The sequence below is a fragment of the Mesorhizobium sp. M0058 genome (assembly GCF_040323095.1).
GTDB lineage: Bacteria > Pseudomonadota > Alphaproteobacteria > Rhizobiales > Rhizobiaceae > Mesorhizobium.
On record NZ_JAMYUQ010000008.1, the window covers coordinates 293033 to 311159 of the forward strand.

At 64.7% G+C, this 18127-nt stretch carries 13 protein-coding genes; 7 read left to right on the forward strand and 6 right to left on the reverse strand.

Going from position 1 to position 18127, the window contains the following annotated elements; translation table 11 throughout:
* Nucleotides 1-99: 99 nt before the first annotated feature.
* Nucleotides 100-969 carry a transglutaminase-like domain-containing protein gene (locus tag NKJ75_RS16325; protein WP_023693194.1) on the reverse strand — a complete coding sequence of 290 codons (870 nt, stop codon included), beginning with the start codon at nucleotides 967-969 and terminating at the stop codon, nucleotides 100-102.
* 179 nt (nucleotides 970-1148) lie between these two features.
* On the opposite strand from NKJ75_RS16325, the gene NKJ75_RS16330 reads away from it, so the two are divergent.
* Entirely contained in the window at nucleotides 1149-1814 is a 666-nt protein-coding gene (locus NKJ75_RS16330) for an HAD-IA family hydrolase (RefSeq protein WP_023745351.1), read from the forward strand.
* 110 nt (nucleotides 1815-1924) lie between these two features.
* Here NKJ75_RS16330 and NKJ75_RS16335 read toward each other — a convergent pair whose 3' ends face one another.
* Complete coding sequence (locus NKJ75_RS16335; RefSeq protein WP_023688862.1) at nucleotides 1925-2131, reverse strand: DUF1674 domain-containing protein; 207 nt, start codon at nucleotides 2129-2131, stop codon at nucleotides 1925-1927.
* A 105-nt stretch (nucleotides 2132-2236) separates the two neighbouring features.
* Between NKJ75_RS16335 and htpX the strand changes: the two genes are divergently transcribed.
* Together htpX and NKJ75_RS16345 are read left to right on the forward strand one after the other, a co-directional pair.
* Nucleotides 2237-3262 carry a zinc metalloprotease HtpX gene (htpX, locus tag NKJ75_RS16340; protein WP_352499947.1) on the forward strand — a complete coding sequence of 342 codons (1026 nt, stop codon included), beginning with the start codon at nucleotides 2237-2239 and terminating at the stop codon, nucleotides 3260-3262.
* Nucleotides 3253-4638 (forward strand): RsmB/NOP family class I SAM-dependent RNA methyltransferase, encoded by a 1386-nt coding sequence (locus tag NKJ75_RS16345; RefSeq protein ID WP_352499948.1) that lies wholly within the window; start codon nucleotides 3253-3255, stop codon nucleotides 4636-4638. Before htpX ends, NKJ75_RS16345 begins: the two co-directional genes overlap by 10 nt.
* Nucleotides 4639-4657: 19 nt before the next feature.
* Here NKJ75_RS16345 and NKJ75_RS16350 read toward each other — a convergent pair whose 3' ends face one another.
* Nucleotides 4658-5596, reverse strand: a complete 939-nt coding sequence (locus tag NKJ75_RS16350; RefSeq protein ID WP_352499949.1) for a phytanoyl-CoA dioxygenase family protein — start codon at nucleotides 5594-5596, stop codon at nucleotides 4658-4660.
* Nucleotides 5597-5674: 78 nt separating this feature from the next.
* Between NKJ75_RS16350 and NKJ75_RS16355 the strand changes: the two genes are divergently transcribed.
* The 3 genes from NKJ75_RS16355 to purH all read left to right on the forward strand — a co-directional run bounded on the left by NKJ75_RS16355 (nucleotide 5675) and on the right by purH (nucleotide 10194).
* Nucleotides 5675-6529, forward strand: a complete 855-nt coding sequence (locus NKJ75_RS16355) for a helix-turn-helix transcriptional regulator (RefSeq protein ID WP_023835206.1) — start codon at nucleotides 5675-5677, stop codon at nucleotides 6527-6529.
* Nucleotides 6530-6746: 217 nt separating this feature from the next.
* Nucleotides 6747-8471, forward strand: a complete 1725-nt coding sequence (locus NKJ75_RS16360) for a heparinase II/III family protein (RefSeq protein ID WP_023742197.1) — start codon at nucleotides 6747-6749, stop codon at nucleotides 8469-8471.
* Between the two features lie 106 nt (nucleotides 8472-8577).
* Entirely contained in the window at nucleotides 8578-10194 is a 1617-nt protein-coding gene (purH, locus tag NKJ75_RS16365) for a bifunctional phosphoribosylaminoimidazolecarboxamide formyltransferase/IMP cyclohydrolase (protein ID WP_023745356.1), read from the forward strand.
* Nucleotides 10195-10238: 44 nt separating this feature from the next.
* On the opposite strand, the gene NKJ75_RS16370 is transcribed toward purH, so the two are convergent.
* The gene (locus tag NKJ75_RS16370; protein ID WP_031247146.1) at nucleotides 10239-11618 is read right to left on the reverse strand and encodes an MFS transporter; all 1380 of its coding nucleotides are present in this window, start codon (nucleotides 11616-11618) and stop codon (nucleotides 10239-10241) included.
* A 350-nt stretch (nucleotides 11619-11968) separates the two neighbouring features.
* Nucleotides 11969-16759 (reverse strand): NAD-glutamate dehydrogenase, encoded by a 4791-nt coding sequence (locus NKJ75_RS16375; RefSeq protein WP_352499950.1) that lies wholly within the window; start codon nucleotides 16757-16759, stop codon nucleotides 11969-11971.
* Nucleotides 16760-16889: 130 nt separating this feature from the next.
* Here NKJ75_RS16375 and NKJ75_RS16380 point away from each other — a divergent pair, with 130 nt between their 5' ends.
* On the forward strand, nucleotides 16890-17453 hold the full coding sequence (locus NKJ75_RS16380) for a peroxidase-related enzyme (protein WP_023688854.1): 564 nt from the start codon (nucleotides 16890-16892) through the stop codon (nucleotides 17451-17453).
* A gap of 26 nt (nucleotides 17454-17479) precedes the next feature.
* Here the strand turns inward: NKJ75_RS16380 and NKJ75_RS16385 are convergent, their stop codons facing one another.
* Complete coding sequence (locus NKJ75_RS16385) at nucleotides 17480-18091, reverse strand: LysE family translocator (protein ID WP_023688853.1); 612 nt, start codon at nucleotides 18089-18091, stop codon at nucleotides 17480-17482.
* Between the last annotated feature and the right edge of the window lie 36 nt (nucleotides 18092-18127).

An 18127-nucleotide genomic window follows, 5' to 3' on the forward strand; every position in this document is an offset into this window, starting at 1 on the left:
GCCGCGCCACGGACGGAAACACGGAAGGCCGCCGGCTTCGTCAAGAAGCGGCGGCCTTTTCCATTTCCGGATTGTGTGTCGAAGCGGATCAGAATCCGGTCACGCCAGCATCCGCGCGCTCACCGTCTTGTCGACGCCGTGATAGGGCGGGTTGAACAGATTGCCTTCCTGCTCGTAGGTCCAGACCTTGAACAGCGAAAGTTGGTGCGGGCCGAAGCTGTGCAGCAGCGGGACATCCGTGGCATCACGACCGCGCGCGATGACGACGCGGCCTATCCTCGGACGATTATGACGCGGGTCGAACGTGTACCATTTGCCGTCGAGGAACACTTCCATCCAGGCCGAAAAATCCATCGGCGCCGGGTCGGCCGGTACGCCGATGTCGCCGAGATAACCGTTCACATAGCGGGCCGGGATGTTCATGCAGCGGCAGAGCGTGATCGCCAGATGGGCGAAGTCGCGGCATACACCAACCTGCTCCTCATGCGCTTGGGCTGCGGTGCGCGTCGACCGCGCATAGCCATAGCCGAAGGACAGCCGGTTGTGGACATAGTCGACGATCGCCTGCACCCGCGCCCAGCCGGAGGGAACATGGCCGAAAAGCTGCCAGGCCAGACTGCTCAGATGATCGGTCTCGCAATAGCGGCTGCCGAGGAGGTAGCCGAGCACATCGTCCGGCAGTTCCGCCACCGGCACTTCCCTGGCCAGCGTGTTGACCGCGTCAGGCTCCCCGCTGTCCTCGACGGCTGCGTCATAGAGAATGCGGAAACTGCCGGCGGGTGCGGTGAAGCGGCGGCAGGTATTGCCGAACAGATCGTGATAGACCTTGCTCGGCACCGAAGGCGACGTCAGCACGCGCGTCTGCCGTTTGATGTCGGCCTGACGATCCCTGTGGATATCAAGCAGCGAGATGACCGGCGTGGCGCCGACGCATTCAATGGCGATTTCGTAGCCGAGCCGGATCAGCACAATGATTGCCCCTTCGATCCCGTGGAAAACAGTATGCTCAAAACGCCAGAGGCGGGACCATGGTTCCCTGGAACTATCGAAAAGGCTCTCCCGCAGCTTCCCAGGCAGGCGTGGCGACGTTACGGTCGCACGACATGTTTTGACCCTCCCGAAACGATCCTAACCCCGTGGAAAACCTGATGTTTGCAGGCAGAAAATTCGCCGCGTTCCTGTTCGATATGGATGGCACGGTGCTCAATTCGATCGCCTCGGCCGAGCGCGTCTGGGCGGCGTGGGCGCTTAAGCAAGGTCTCGACGTCGAAGCCTTCCTGCCGACGATCCACGGCGTGCGGGCCGTCGAGACCATCACCAGCCTGGCGCTTCCCGGCGTCGACCCTGTTCATGAGGCGTTTGTGCTGTTGCAGGCCGAGTCGGACGATGTCGAAGGCGTGCTGCCGATCGCCGGCGCCGTGCCGTTCCTCAACGCTTTGCCGCCAGAGCGCTGGGCGATCGTCACCTCGGCGCCGCGCCCGTTGGCGCTGCTGCGCATGCGGGCCGCCGGCATCCCGGTTCCCGCCTTGGTGGTTGCGGCCGAGGATGTGTCGCACGGCAAACCGGCGCCCGACTGTTTCCTGCTGGCGGCAAAACGGCTCGGCGTCGATATCGGCGACTGTCTGGTCTTCGAGGACGCACCGGCCGGTATCGCTGCGGCGGAAGCAGCGGGCGCGTCGGTGATGGTGATCAGCGCCACTCACCAGTATCCAACGACGACTCAGCACAATTCGATTAGCGGCTACGAAACCGTCTCTATCGCCATCGATGACAGCGGCTGGATGACGCTGGGAGCACAGCGCAGCGCGGCCTGAGGAACTGGAGGACTGGAGGACTGGAGGACTGGAGGACTGGAGGACTGCTATGCGCCTTTTTCTTCAACTCTTCAGTTCACCAGTTCCCCAGTTCTTCCGTTCCTGAACCCCTAGAAATCGCTAGCCAGTCCCTTCACTTCCCAGTCGCCGTAGCGGCCGGGTTCCTTGCCGCCGCGGCCGCCGATTTCCTTCGGCAACGCAGCTTCCTTCTGGCGATACGCTTCACGGCGCGCCTCGGCTTCAGCCAGCGCTCGGCTGGCCGCCGGCGTCAGGTCCTTCTCCCGGTCGGCATCGGCTTTGCTGGGTTGGTCGGTCATGCGATAGTCCGGGCGGATTGAAACGAAGGGCGGCGTTTCCCATCATATAGCCATGAGTTCACCCCGATCGACCTTTTTTTGCCACGGCCGCACAGGGAGCAGATGATGAGCACGCTACGCACCACCATGCTTCTGGCCGCGATGACGGCGCTGTTCATGGGCGTCGGCTTTCTGATCGGCGGCACCGGCGGCATGATGATCGCCTTCCTGGTCGCCGCGGGCACCAATCTGTTCAGCTACTGGAATGCCGACAAGATGGTGCTGTCGATGAACCGCGCCGTCGAGGTCAACGCGAAGAACGCGCCCGAATTCCACGCCATCGTCGAGGCGTTGGCCAAGCAGGCCGGCCTGCCGATGCCCAAGACTTATCTGATCGACAATCCGCAGCCGAACGCCTTCGCCACCGGCCGCAATCCCGAGAACGCGGCGGTCGCGGCCTCGACCGGGCTGCTGGAGCGCCTGTCGCATGAGGAGGTGGCGGCAGTCATGGCGCATGAGCTGGCCCACATCCAGCATCGAGACACGCTGACCATGACCATTGTCGCGACACTCGCCGGCGCCATCTCGATGCTCGGCAATTTCGCCTTCTTCTTCGGCGGCAGCCGCGACAACAACAACCCGTTCGGCTTTGTCGGCGTGCTGGTGGCGATGCTGGTCGCGCCCTTCGCCGCCATGATCGTGCAGATGGCGGTCAGCCGCACGCGCGAATACGAGGCCGACCGGCGCGGCGCCGAAATCGTTGGAAATCCGCTTTGGCTGGCATCAGCGCTTGACAAGATCGCCCGCGGCGCCGAACGCATCCGCAACCCGGATGCCGAACGCAATCCCGCGACCGCGCATCTCTTCATCATCAATCCCCTTCACGGCGAGCGCATGGACAGCCTGTTTTCGACCCACCCGAACACCGACAACCGCATCGCCGCGCTGCAGGCGATCGCGCGCGACATGGCAGGCCGCCAGCCGGCGCCGCGCCAGGCGCCGACGCCAGAGCAAACAGAAGAATTCCCGGCCGATGTCGAGCAAGGCCCGTGGGGCAAGGCAGCACAACCCACGCCGCCGACCAAACCGGCCAAGCCGAAAGCCAATCCGTGGGGCCGCAATCCGACCGGACCCAAAGGTCCGTGGTCGTGAGCGGCGCCAGATCCCGGCCCGCACATTCAGGCGATCGCGAAAACAGCTCGGACGAATTCGTCGCCGGCCTCGCCGCGCGCAAGGCAGCGGCGCGGCTGCTGGCCGCCGTTATCGACGCCAAGACGCCGCTCGACGGGCTGACCGACCACGAGAACGGCCATCCGCAATACAAGGTGCTCGACCTGCGCGACCGCGGCCTGGTGCGCGCCATACTGGTGACCGCGCTGCGCTACCGCATGACCATTGCCGGGCTCCTCGCCCGCCGCCTTGAAAAGCCGCTGCCGCCCAACGCCACAGCGCTGTCGCACATCCTGCATGTTGCGGCGGCGCAGATCCTGTTCCTCGACATCCCCGACAGCGCCGCCGTCGATTTGGCTGTGACCCACGCCAAGTCGGACCCACGCACGCAGCGCTTTTCCGGCCTCGTTAACGGCGTGCTGCGCACTTTGGTGCGCGCCAAGGAGACCGAACTGCCGGCAGCTCTTGCCGCCACCGACGAGGCGCCAAAATGGTTCTCCGACCGGCTGAAGGCCGCCTATGGCGCCGAGATGACCAGACAGATCCTGGCGGCGCATCGCGTTGAGGCGCCGGTCGATTTCACGGTCAAGGCCGATCCCGAACTGTGGGCCGAAAAGCTCGGCGGCATCGTGCTGCCGACCGGCACGGTGCGAGTGGAAAAGCTCAACGCCTCCGTCACCGAACTGCCGGGCTTCAGCGAAGGCGCATGGTGGGTCCAGGACGCCGCCGCCAGTTTTCCGGCGCGGCTGTTCGGCGATGTCAAAGGATTACGCGTCGCCGACCTCTGCGCCGCCCCCGGCGGCAAGACCGCTCAGCTGATCCTTGCCGGCGCCAAAGTCACCGCCGTGGACACCTCGAAGAACCGGCTGGCGCGGCTGACGCAGAACCTCGAACGGCTCGGGCTGTCCGCCGAGATCGTGCAGGCCGATCTGCTGAAATACCAGCCGGCGGAGCTTTTCGACGCCGTCCTGCTCGACGCGCCCTGCTCTTCCACAGGCACGGTTCGGCGCCACCCCGACGTGCCATGGACCAAGACGGCAGCCGACGTCGAAAAGCTGGCCGATCTGCAAGCAAAGCTGCTCCCCCGCGCCGTCACTTTGGTCAAACCGGGCGGTCGGATTGTTTTTTCCAACTGTTCGCTGGACCTGATCGAAGGCGAGGATCTGTATCGCGTCTTTCTGGCCGGCAACAAAACCGTCGCCGACGATCCACTGCAGCCCGGCGAAATCGCCGGCATCGACGCCTTCCTGACCCCGCAAGGCACGCTGCGCACCACACCCGCCGATCTTGACCGTGGTTCGCCAGGGGTTTCCGGCCTGGACGGCTTCTTTGCCGCCCGCATGCGACGTCTGGCCTGACTCCGACGCGACGACATGCCTAAAGCATGTCGTCCAAGGACCAGTGCTTCCCCCACCTTGCATCGATCTCATCATCGACATTCTGGTAGCGGATATCGGTGGAGAGCCGGATACGCCCCTCCGCAGTCTGGTTGGTTGTCGAGGCGTGGATCATGTAGGGCGAGTGGAGGACGACATCGCCGGCCTCGAAATCCGCGATCAGCCAGCGTGTATCGAACCGCTCCGCCATGTCGGGCAGGTCCTTCGACACCCAGCCGCCCTCGCTCATGTTCCGGTTGTAGGCGCTGATGCGCTCCTGCGGGCTCAGCCCGGCATTGTCCCTGGCGAACCGGGCCTCCATGTCGAGGCCGATGGCGTGCGATCCCTCGAGATAGACCAGGCCGCCCATGTCGACGGGAACGTCGCCGATCGGGATCCAGGCAGTGACGATGCGGCTGGTGCCGCCGCGCAGATAGACGAGATCGTAATGCGCCGGCGTCGCCACTGTGGTGCCCGGTTGGGTGAAACGCATGATCTTGCGCTTGTGCAAATAGGACAGCCCGCCGACGAACGCATCCATCAGCCGCGCCATCAGGGGCTGTGCGCAGAACCCTTCATAGGCGGTGGAGCGAACCAGCGCCATCAACCGGCGATCGGCGAGCTGACGGTCGAACGTGCCGGCGGCCGCCGCCAGGCCAAGCGCGGGATCGGACCCGGGCTGCAGCAAGCCGGTGTCGGCCAGATATGAAAACACCCAGCCGCGAAAATCGATGACGTCGCGGCGCGGCAGCATACTTTTCAGCCAGACATAGCCTTGCTCGGCAAGGAGGCCGCGAATGGCATCGATGCCGACCCCGGCGTCGGTTGGCACGAGATGACCCAACCGGTTCGGCGCCATCGATAATGTCTTGCCGTTGGCGTTCAGATCGATTGACGCAACAGGAATCCGTCGTTGCGTGCCACCTGTTGAGCTTGACATTTCAGCCACCTGCGATTTTCCATCCTTAGCTGGAAATGTCATACTGTTCGCACACTCGCCCATGGACAGAACGAAGCCATGGACTTTTCGCTCATGAACGATCTCTCTTACGCACTCTACAGATCCGCACCGGCCGCGGCCGGCGGCCTGTCGGTTACAGGGATTGGTCGGCATCGCGTCACTCAGGCGATCCAAGCGCGCAAATTGCCGGAATTCGCCGTGGTGCTGATTGAGAACGGTCAAGGCTGGCTTGAAACCAGGACTGCCGGCATGCAGACGATCCAAGCGCCGGCCCTGTTCTGGCTGCTTCCCGGGAGAATGCATTCCTACGGGCCGGACGCATCGGGCTGGCTCGAACGCTGGGCGCTCTTCGACGGGGCCTTGATACGCGATTTCACCCGGCTGCGGCTGATCGCCGAGGACGCCCCTGTCGTCCCCTTGCGCGACCTCGGCAAAATGCAGCGGCTGTTCGACAGGCTGCACGGTGAGCTGTCGCTCGATACGATGCTGAGCCAGGCAGAAGCCGCCGCCACGATGCATCGCATCGTCGTGCGTGCTGCCCGCCAGGCAATGGATTGGAACAACCGTCAACGAAATCCCGGCTTCCAGCATGCCGACATGCAGCCCATCATCGACGAATTGCGCCGCTGCGCGTGCGACCCGGTGGATCTCGATGCCTTCGCCGCGAAATTCTCGATGTCGCCGGCAACCTTGCGGCGCAGATTTGCGCGGGCAGCCGGCATGTCGCCCAAGGCCTTCCAACTGCGCACGAGGCTCGACCGCGCCAAACAGATGCTGGCCGCCTCCGATTCGCCCATCGAGTCCATTGCGGCCGCCGTCGGCATCCACGACGCCTTCTATTTCTCCCGTCTGTTTCGCGACCGCGAAAACTGTTCGCCCAGCGAATTTCGGTCTCGCCACAACCGCAAGTGAGTGCCGGATTGCCGGGCTTAAGCCCGCGAAGCGCTTGACTTTTTTCGGGGTGGGTCGGTGGCCGGCAGCGTGAGGCGCTTCACGTCGGCGGAATTCGACTTCGCATAAGTTCTTGAATCATATAAGCTTGTGCTGGGGTACCGGAACATGATGCCGAAACCTGCGACGCGGTTTTCGGACGACAGCATGCTCTAGCTCCAGGCGACGAGGAGGGGTTTTGGCACTGGCTGCCGGCAGCACGACACGTCTGTGGACGCTTGTCGCTAAGGAGTTTTGGCGCAAGACGCGCCGGCGCCTTCGCGCAGGGCCAGTCTATCGCTGGCGCTATTCCGGGCGCACGCCCGAACGCGTCCTGATCGCACCGCCCGACCTCAGGCTCGCCGATCCGCAGATCGCGCTCGAGATTTATTATGGCCGCTATCCGCTGTCGGGACATCTGGTCGAGACCGGCGGCAAGTCACCATTCCAGATCGACGTCGCCAACCGCGGCTGGGTGAAGACGCTGCACGGTTTCCGTTGGCTGCGCCATATGCGCGCCGCCGGCACCGAGCTGGCCGCCGCCAATGCACGCGCGCTTGTCTCCGACTGGATCGCCATGCATGGCAACCAGATTTCCGGCATAGCCTGGGAGCCCGGCACCACCGCCAAGCGAGTCATTGCCTGGTTGCAACACTCCTCGGTTGTCCTACAAGGGGCCGAATTTCCGTTCTATCGCGCCTTCCTGAAATCGCTCGCCGTGCAGATCCGCTATCTCCGCTCGATGGCGCGCGAGATGCCGGACGGCAAGGACAGGCTGCGCGCTCGTATCGCGCTTGCCTTCGCCGCGCTGTCGCTGCCGGCGCCGGCCTCGGCACTGCGCGGCGCCACCCGCAGCCTGGCGGAAGAACTCGACCGCCAGATCCTTCCCGATGGCGGCCATATTTCGCGCAACCCGATGGCGGTGCTCGAATTGCTCGCCGATCTCCTGCCGCTGCGTCAGACCTATGCCAATCAGGCAGAAACGCCACCGGCCGCCCTGATGGGCGCCATCGACCGCATGCTGCCGGCGCTGCGCTTCTTCCGCCATCAGGATGGCAGCCTCGCCCGCTTCAACGGCATGGGCGCCACCATCCACGACCGTATAGCCACCATCTTGCGCCACGACGACACCGCCGGCGCGCCGCTGCTGCACGCGCCGCATTCCGGCTATGAGCGCCTGTCGATGGGCGGCGTGACGGTGATTGCCGATACCGGCCCGTCGCCGGCCGTCGATGTGTCCAACGCCGCGCATGCCGGGTGCCTGGCCTTCGAACTCTCGTCCGGTCGCCAGCATTATATCGTCAATGCCGGCATCGACACCTATGGCGCCGCCGAGTTCCGGCCGCTGGCCCGTGCCACCGCGGCGCATTCGACCGCCACCATCAACGACACCTCGTCGGCGCGGTTTTCCCATTCGCTGCGCGTCAACGACCTGCTCGGCTCACCCTTGCTCGGCGGCCCGCAGCATGTGCCTTGCAAGCGCATCGACCAGAAGGGCACGCAAGGCTTCATCGCCCGCCATGACGGCTATATGCAGCGCTTTGGCTTCCTGCATGAGCGCGAGCTGAAACTGTCGAGCGAGGCCAATGTGCTCGCCGGCAGGGATCGCTTCCTCCGCCCGGGCGGTGCGGCGATCCGCAACAATGGCCGCGACTTCGTCGTGGTGCGCTTCCACATCCACCCTGACATCAACCTTTTGCAGGACGAGCATGACCGCCTGGTGCTGACCGCCGACCAGGCCGACACCTGGGTGTTCACCTGCACCGAAGTGGTGCCGGAGGTCGAGGAATCGATCTATTTCGCCGGCCTTGGCGGCCCGCGCCGCAGCCGCCAGATCGTGCTCGCCTTCAAGGCCTCGGAGATCGCCGAGGTGCATTGGCAGCTCACGCGCACCGGCATCGCCGGCTATCCCGAGAACAGCTGAGCGTCGTTGCCGGCGCCGGCTTGATCGAGCTTCCGGCTTGATTTCCTGACCTCATGTGCTACGGCCCGGCAACGCTCTCCAATCAGCCCTGAAAGGCCGCCAGCCCATGGCCGTCGCCGCCAAGAACATTCCGGCACCCGACCTCGTTCCGGTCCGCCGCGCCCTGCTTTCCGTCTTCGACAAGACCGGCCTGATCGACTTCGCCAAAGGGCTGGTCGCGGCCGGCGTCGAGCTGGTGTCGACCGGAGGCACGGCAAAGGCGATCGCCGAAGCTGGCCTTGCCGTGCGCGACGTTTCCGAACTGACCGGCTTTCCCGAGATCATGGACGGCCGCGTCAAGACGCTGCACCCGTCGGTGCACGGCGCGCTGCTCGGCGTGCGCGACGATCCCGAACACGCCAAGGCGATGCACGATCACCGCATCGAGCCGATCGATCTGCTCGTCTGCAATCTCTACCCGTTCGAGGAGGTCCGCCGTTCCGGCGCCGACTATGCCGCTGTTGTCGAGAACATCGACATTGGCGGCCCGGCGATGATCCGCGCTTCGGCCAAGAATCACGCCTATGTCGCCATCGTCACCGATCCCGGCGACTACGCCTCGGTGCTGAACGCGCTGGAGATGAACATCGGCTCGCTGTCGCTGGATTTCCGCCAGAAGCTGGCGGCCAAGGCCTTTGCCCGCACCGCCAGCTATGATGCGGCGATCTCCGGCTGGTTCGCCGAAACGCTTGAGATCGAGCACCCGACCTGGCGCACCTTCGGCGGCAGGCTGGAAAGCGTCATGCGCTATGGCGAGAACCCGCATCAAAGCGCCGGCTTCTACGTCAATGGCGACAAGCGGCCCGGGGTCGCCACGGCTCGCCAGTTGCAGGGCAAGCAGCTGTCCTACAACAACATCAACGACACCGATGCCGCCTTCGAGCTGGTCGGCGAGTTCGATCCGAACCGCTGTGCAGCGGTCGCCATCATCAAGCACGCCAATCCATGCGGCGTCGCCGAGAGCGCTTCACTGGCTGCTGCCTATGCGAGAGCGCTGGCCTGCGACCCGGTTTCGGCCTTTGGCGGTATCGTCGCCATGAACCGCATCCTCGATGCCGAAGCGGCTCAGGAGATCGTAAAAACCTTCACCGAGGTGATCATTGCGCCGAACGCGTCGGAGGACGCTGTCCGCATCGTCGCCGCCAAAAAGAATTTGCGACTGCTGGTCACCGGCGGTCTGCCCGATCCGCACGCCGGCGGCATCACTGTGAAATCCGTCGCTGGCGGCATGCTCGTCCAGGGCCGCGACAACGCGGTGGTCGACGATCTCGAACTGAAGGTGGTGACCAGGCGCGCGCCGACGGCGGCCGAGATGGCCGACCTCAAATTCGCTTTCCGCATCGCTAAGCACGTCAAGTCGAACGCCATCGTTTACGCCAAGGACGGCGCCACGGTCGGCATCGGCGCCGGGCAGATGAGCCGCGTCGATTCCTCGCGCATCGCCGCACGCAAGGCGCTCGACGCGGCGGAAGCAGCTGGCCTCGCGGAGCCGTTGACCAAGGGCTCGGTGGTCGCCTCCGACGCTTTCTTCCCTTTCGCCGACGGGCTCATATCCGCGATCGAAGCCGGCGCCACGGCGGTGATCCAGCCCGGCGGCTCGATGCGCGACGACGACGTTATCGCCGCTGCCGACGCGCATGGCATCGCCATGGTGTTTACCGGCGTGAGGCATTTCAGGCATTGAGCGCCTCTGCCTTTTCCCACAAGGGGAGAAGGAAAAGTGCGGCGCTATTCCACCGGCTGATCCGCCGGGTACGGCGTCTTGATTAATATCGCTATGCCGACGCCGAGAAACAGTACGATTGTCGCCATGCCGAGCCGATCGGAGCCGCTGACCAAGCCAACTGTTGCCACCATGAACGGCGCCAGAAAACTGGTCGCCCGTCCGGCCAGCGCATAGATGCCGAAATAGCGGCCGGACTCGGCTGCGGTGACGCTGCGCGCCATGTAGGAACGCGACGAGGCTTGCACCGGTCCGAAGGCAACCCCGATCAGCAAACCATAGAGAATGTAAGCCTTTTCCGCCGCCGTGCCGAACAGACCGCCTGAGTCGGCGGTGGGAAGCTGCACAACGCCGAGCAGCGTGAAACCCGGCCCGGTCGAGACGATGCCGATCGTGGCGATGCTGAGCAGTACAAGCGAGATCATCACAATGACCTTCGAGCCGAGCCGGGTATCCAGAAAAGCCGCGCCCCAGCAGCCAAATATGGCGACGACATTGAGGATGATCCCGAACATCCCGACCTCTGTGATCGACCAGCCGAACATCTTGGCGGCGAAGGCCGCGCCCAGCGCCAGAAGCGCATTGACGCCGTCCTGGTAGATCATGCGGGCGATCAGAAAGCGGAAGATGCCTTTGCGCTGGCGCACTTCAGTCAGCGTCGACTTCAGCTCCGACAGGCCTTCCCGTACCGCCGGCCCTATCGGAATGCCTTTGATGGCATCCGGCGTGAAGAAGAACATCGGCAGGATGAACAGGAAATACCAGCCGGCCGAGAGCGGCCCGGTGGCCCGCGCGTCCTCGCCGAGTTTCGGGTCGAGCCCGAAGAGCGGGTCGAGACCGAGAATCGTCTTGCCGGTCTCCGGCGTGCCCGCCATCACCGCAACGACGAAGATCAGCGCGATCATTCCGCCGAGGTAGCCAAGCCCCCAGGCGATGTTGGAAATCCTTCCGATCTCGCTCTTCGGCACCAGGCGCGGCATCATCGAATCGTTGAAAACGGTCGAGAATTCGGCGGCCACCGAAGCCAGCGAGAACAAGGCCACGATCAGAAAAAGGTTTGATCCGGGTGCCGCGAACCAAAGCAGACAGAGACTGGCGATCTTGATCGCGGCGAAGAACGCGATCCAGGGCTTGCGCGGGCCGGTCTGGTCGGCAATCGAGCCAAGGATCGGCGACAAAACAGCGATGACCAACCCGGCGGCAGCAATGCCATAGCCCCATACAGCCAAGCCCGTATCTGGATCGCTCGCCATACGCGAGACGAAATAAGGGCCGAAGATGAAAGTGGTGACGACGGTGAAGAACGGCTGCGCCGCCCAGTCGAAGAACATCCACCCCCAGATGCCACGCCCGGATGCCCGCTGCGCTGTTTCTACTGCCGCCATGATGATTCCCCCGGCACCGCCCGTGTCGGGCGCCATGTCTGCATGTTTCGAATGCTCATGCAAACCGCGAAAGATTCGCGCTGCCCCTCACCTGGATGTCGCCGCTGTCTACCTGCATAGAGACGCGAAGAAAGGCGCCGCGCCCCTACCTCCCCCTTGTGGGGAGGTCGGACCGAAGGTCCGGGTGGGGGTCGGTGCCGCGGGCCCCCCCCCCCCCCCCGCGCCCCCCCCCCCCCCCCCCCCGCCGGGGGGGAGCGCGCCCCGCCGGCGGGGGGGGGGCCCGGTGCCGCACCCCCACCCCGCTGCTTCGCAGCGACCCTCCCCACAAGGGGAGGGTAAAGTCCCGAGCCTCACATCCCCGTCAGATCGCTCATCAGCCCCGAAGCCACCGACAGCCTGGACACGGTGATATCCCCGCCTTCGGTCAGCGCCTGCAGCCGCTCGCGGATGCGCGCCACGCGCTCGCCGCCGGCTTCCAGCCAGGCCGCCACAGGATCCGCCGTCCCGGCATGACCGGCGAGAGCCGCCACCGCAATGCCGCGCCGCGCCGCGCCGATCGTGTCGGTGGCGCGCGACAGCGCCAGCTGGTCGTAATAGTCCGACGGCGTGATTGAACGCGCCGCCTCTTCGACGCGCGGAATGCGGAAGGCATCGCTGACGGCGAAGAACACCTTGGCCGAGGCGACGACGTCGGCATTGGCCGTGCGCGCCGTCAGTGCGATGTCGGGGATCAGTCCCGCCACATCGGCCATTGCCAACTGCCCGGCGAGCTTTTCCGGGGCGCCGGCCTTGAACAGGCCATACCGCCTCTCCTCGACCCGCTCGCGCGAGAAGGCCGGCAGCAGCGAGAGCAGCTTCGGCTCCAGCGCCATGCGCGCCTCTTGCAGTTCGGCAATGCGCTGGCCGAGCGCTGCGGTGCCGGCATCGTTCTTCAGATACCAGCCGCTGGTCACGAAGATAAGCCGGCTGACGGACTGGTAGAGATCGAGCTGCGCCTGGCCGTCGATGTGGCTGTCCAGCGCATCGATCTCCCGATAGAGCGCCGGCAGGGCGAAGCCGTCGCGCACCACGGCGAAGGTGCGCACCACGTCGGCCGCGCTGCGCCCCGTGGCTTCCTGCAGCCGGTTGACGAATGACGGTCCGCCGCGATTGACGAGATCGTTGGCGACGACGCGGGCGATGATTTCGCGGCGCAGCCGGTGGCCATGGATCTCGGCCGCGTATTTCTTCGCCATCCGATCGGGGAAATAGCCCATCAGGTCGCGGTCGAAATGCGCGTCGTCCGGCACGTCGCTGGCGACGATGTCGGAAAACAGCACGATCTTGGCATAGGCGAGCAGCACGCCAAGCTCCGCCCGGGTCAGCGGCTCGCCACGCGCCTCGCGCTCGGCAAGGGCGGCCGGCGACGGCAGCGTCTCGACAGCGCGGTCGAGCAGGCCCCGAGCCTCCAGCGCCGCCATGAACCGGCTCTGGTGCGCGATGTCGGCAAGGCCGCGCTTGCGGGCGATGGAGAGCGCCAGCGTCTGTTCGTAATTGTTGGACAGCACGAGGCCGGCGACCTCGTCGGTCATCTCGGCCAGCAGCTTGTTGCGCGCCGGCCGGGTCAGCGACCCCTTGCGCATGGCGGACGCCAGCGCGATCTTGATGTTGACCTCGACGTCGGAGCAGTTGACGCCGCCCGAATTGTCGATGGCGTCGGAGTTGCAGCGGCCGCCATTCATGCCGAATTCGATGCGGGCGCGCTGCGTGACGCCGAGATTGGCGCCCTCGCCGATCACTTTGGCCCGGACATCGAGCGCGGTGATGCGGATGGCGTCATTGGCGCGGTCGCCGACTTCGGCATTGGTTTCGCCCGAGGCCCGTAAATACGTGCCGATGCCGCCGAACCACAACAGATCGACATTCGCCTTGAGGATGGCGGTCATGATCTCGGCCGGTGTCGCCGTGGTCTTGGCGAGACCAATCGCCGCGGCCGCTGCCGCAGGCAGCGTGATCGACTTCTGGCTGCGCGAGACGATGACGCCGCCTTCCGACAGCTTGGTCTTGTCATAGTCCTGCCAGGACGAACGCGGCAGCGCGAACATGCGCTCGCGCTCCGCCATCGACGCCACTCTGTCTGGATCGGGATCGATGAAGATGTCGCGATGGTCGAAGGCGGCGATCAGCCTGGTCTGCGGCGACAAGAGCATGCCGTTGCCGAACACGTCTCCCGACATGTCGCCGACGCCGACGACGGTGAAGGGGGTGGTCTGGATGTCGCGGTTGATCTCGCGGAAATGCCGCTTGACCGCTTCCCAGGCGCCTTTGGCGGTGATGCCCATCTTCTTGTGGTCGTAACCGGCCGAGCCGCCGCTGGCGAAGGCATCGTCGAGCCAGAAACCGTGTTTCTCCGAAATGGCATTGGCGGTGTCGGAGAAGGTTGCCGTGCCCTTGTCGGCGGCGACGACGAAATAGGGGTCGTCAGGATCGCGCCTGACGACACCGGCTGGGGGTATGACGCCATCGAGGCCGATATTGTCGGTGATCGACAGCAGGCTGGAAACGAAATTCTTGTAGGCCGAGGTGCCGGCCTCGAAGATGGCGTCGCGGCCGGCGCTCATCGGCAGCTTCTTCGGATAGAAGCCGCCCTTGGCGCCGACCGGCACGATGACGGCGTTCTTGACCTGCTGCGCCTTGACCAGGCCGAGCACCTCGGTGCGGTAATCCTGGGCGCGGTCCGACCAGCGCAGGCCGCCGCGCGCAACCGGGCCGAAGCGCAGATGCACGCCTTCGACCTCGGAACCGTAGACGAAGATCTCGCGCCACGGCCGCGGCGCCGGCAATCCTTCGACCGCTTGCGAGTCCAGCTTGATCGCCAGTGACTGGCCCCGCGCCTTCGTTCCCGCAACGAAATGATTGGTGCGCAACGAGGCTTCGATCAGGTTGAGATAGCGGCGGATGATGGTGTCGTCATCAATGTTGGGGACTTCCTCCAGCGCGTCCTTGATCTTGGCCTTGAGGTGCTTGGCGGCGACGACGCCTTCCGTCTCGGCGGTCGGGCCGAGACGAGCGACGAACAGTGCATGCAGGCCGCGCGCAATGTCGGGATAGCGGTTGAGCGCGGCCGCGATGAAATCCTGGCTCTGCGGGATACCGGCTTGCTGCAGGTAGCGGCCATAGGCGCGCAGAATGCTGACTTCGCCCGACCACAGGCCGGCGGTCTGGGCAAGCCCGTTATAGCTGTCATTGTCGATGTCGCCGCGCCAGACCGACAGGAACGCGTCCTCGAACAGCGCGCCGCCATCGCTGAGGTCGATCGGCTTGCCGTAGCTGTTCTCCAGCTCCATGTCGTGGACGAAGACGGTGTCGCCGCCGTCCTCGCCAACCTCGAAGGTGCGCTCGCTGATGACGCGGAAGCCGATGTTTTCCAGCACCGGCACGCGACGCGACAGCGCTACCGGGCTGCCGTGGTGGTAGATCTTCAGCGCTGCCTGATGGGGTTTCTGTTCGGCATGGCGGTAATAGTCGATGGCGATCGGGTTGGCGGTGCTGATGCCGGCGATGCGCCCCGCATCCTTCAGCGCGATGGCCGCGCTGAAGGAATCGCGATAGCTCTCAGGCAGACGCGCGGCGATCGCCTTCAGCGATGGATCGCCGCCGACGGCTTCCGCGGCTTCGGCCAGCGCGTCGTCCCAGGTTCGCACGATATCGCGGATCGCCGCTTCGATCGCCGCCTGCTCGACCTTCGGCGTCTTGCCGCCCGAGCGGCCGATGATGAAATGCACACGCGCCAGCCCGCCCTCCGGAAACGCCGGATAATAAGCCGACAAACGGCCCTCGAAGACGGTCTTGAGATAGGCGCCGATCTTCTCGCGCACAACGCTGTCATAGCGGTCGCGCGGCACGAAGACGAGGATCGAGACGAAGCGGTCGAACTGGTCGGCGCGCACCAGCGCCCGCACCCGCGGCCGCTCGACCAGGCCGAGAATGGCCGCGGCGTGCTTCTTCAGGATCGGCACCGGCACCTGGAACAGTTCGTCGCGCGGATAGCTCTCCAGAACGTTGATCAGTGCCTTGCCGGAATGGTCGTGCCGGTCGAAGCCGGACTTGGCGATGATGGTCTCGGCCTTTGACCTCAGATACGGGATTTTCATCACCGAGCGCGTGTAGGCAGTCGAGGTGAACAGGCCGACCATGCGCAACTCGCCGGCAAGCGTGCCCTTGGCGGTGTAGGTTTTGACGCCGATATAATCGAGATAAATGCGGCGGTGCACCAGCGACTTGGCGTTGGCCTTGGTGACGATCAGCGGCTCCGGCCCATGCAGGAAGGCGCGGATTTCGGGCGTCGTCGTCACCGCCTCGGTGCCGCGCCGGAGCACCAGCACATCCGGGTCGGCGAGGATGCCGAGACCGGGTTTGTCGGCGCGCTCCAGATTGCCGCTCTCCGCGCCGCCGGAATATTTGAACTCGCGCATGCCAAGGAAAGTGAAATTGTCGTCGCGCAGCCATTCAAGGAAGGCGATGGCCTCGGCAACGCTCTTCTTGTCGAGCGGCACGGCGGAATAGCGGAATTCGGAAATCGCCTGGTCGAGACGGGCGAGCATCGGCTTCCAGTCGCTGACGGCGGCGCGCACCTGGTTGAGCATCTTGCGCAGGCGGTCGGCCAGCGCGTCGGCCTGCTCCGCCGTCAGGCGCGGAATATGGACATGGACGACGCTCAGGCGGTCGTGATTGCCATCGTCCTTGAGGGCGCTGCCGTCGCCGAGGATCTCGTCGACGCCGGCCTTGCCGTGACGCACGACGATGACCGGATGGGTGACCAAAGTCGGTTCGCCGGCAGTTTCTGTGATCTCGCCGAGGATCGAATCGAACAGGAACGGCATGTTGTCGTTGACGACGGTGATGATCGTCATCGGGCGGCCCTCGCGGGAGACGCCCGACCCGGCATCGACGGCGACGACACTTTGGCCCTTCTTGTGGGCGGCGACCGCACGTCCTGCCAGGTCGGCGGCGCGCTCCAGGTCGGCGGCGTCATAGGCGGCAATGTCTTCGGCCGGCGCGCGGGCCAGCAGATAGTCGGCGAGCCTGGCCGGCTTCCCGTCGGGTTTCACCCCGGCAGTGGCTGTTTTCTTCGGCTTAGCTGCGGATTTCACGCTCGCCATGTTGTCCTCCCGTCACATGCTTTTACGACTATGGTAGCAGATGACCGCTGTTTGGCGACAAAGGTTTGACGGCTCGATAAGAATTACAGGAATTCGACGGTCAGGCGGCGGTGAACCAGGAGGGAGACCCATGTCCGGCAAAATCAGCGCACTTGACCTCGGTATCGCGGAACTGAGCGAGGCGACAAAAGCCTATTTCGCCAAATGCGAGGAAAAGCTCGGCCTGGTTCCCAACGTGCTTCTTGCCTATGCCTTCGACGAGAAGAAGCTGCGCGCCTTCACCGACACATACAATGATCTGATGCTGGGTGAATCCGGCCTGTCGAAGCTGGAACGGGAGATGATCGCGGTCGTCGTCTCATCGATCAACCATTGCTATTATTGCCTGACGGCGCATGGCGCGGCGGTGCGCCAGCTCTCCGGCGACCCGTCCTTCGGCGAGATGATGGTGATGAATTTCCGCGCCGCCGATCTTTCACCGAAGCAGACGGCGATGCTCGAATTCGCCGTCAAGCTGACGGAAGAGCCGGCAAAGATCGTCGAGGCGGACAGGGCAGCACTGCGCAACGCCGGCTTCACCAACCGCGACATCTGGGACATCGCCTCGACCGCCGCCTTCTTCAACATGTCGAACCGCGTGGCGGCGGCCATCGACATGCGGCCGAACGACGAATACCACGCCATGGCGAGGTGAAAGTTTCCTTCTCCTCGCAGGAGAGGTCAACGCGCCGCGATGGCCCCGGCAGCGCCGGCCATCGTCGTGGCGCTGATGCGGTTGGCGATCTTCATGGCGCGCTTGCTCTTCAGCAGTTTGCGCGCCTGTGAGGCCGCGACGACCCAGGCGAGATCGATGGCGATCAGAACCACCGCCATCGTCGCCGTCAGTTCGACCCAGCCGATGACACTCACCGAAGCGAGGTCGATGATCGTCGGCAGCAGCGCCAGATAGAACATCATGATCTTGGGATTGCCGAGCGTCACCGCCATGCCGGCAAAGAACAGTTTTGCCGGCGAATCCTCGCGCGGCATCTCGCCTTCTTTTGCGTCGACAGGTGCGGTCCACATCTTGAAGGCGAGGTAGGCGAGGTAAGCGACGCCGATCCATTTCACGACGACGAAGGCGAAATGGAAGGTCTGCGCCACGACCGCCAGCCCGAACACCGCCAGCGACAGCCAGATGGCCTCGCCGATCCACATGGCGAGCAGGAACGGAAACACGTCACGAAAGCCCTTCGAGATGACGCGGGCAACCAGTGCGGCGATCGATGGGCCGGGCGAGCCGGCGGCAACGAAGAGAGCGGCGGCGAAGATCAGCAGCGAGGTGAGGTGCATGGCGGAGCCTTCGTTGGATGGCAAATGATATCCGGT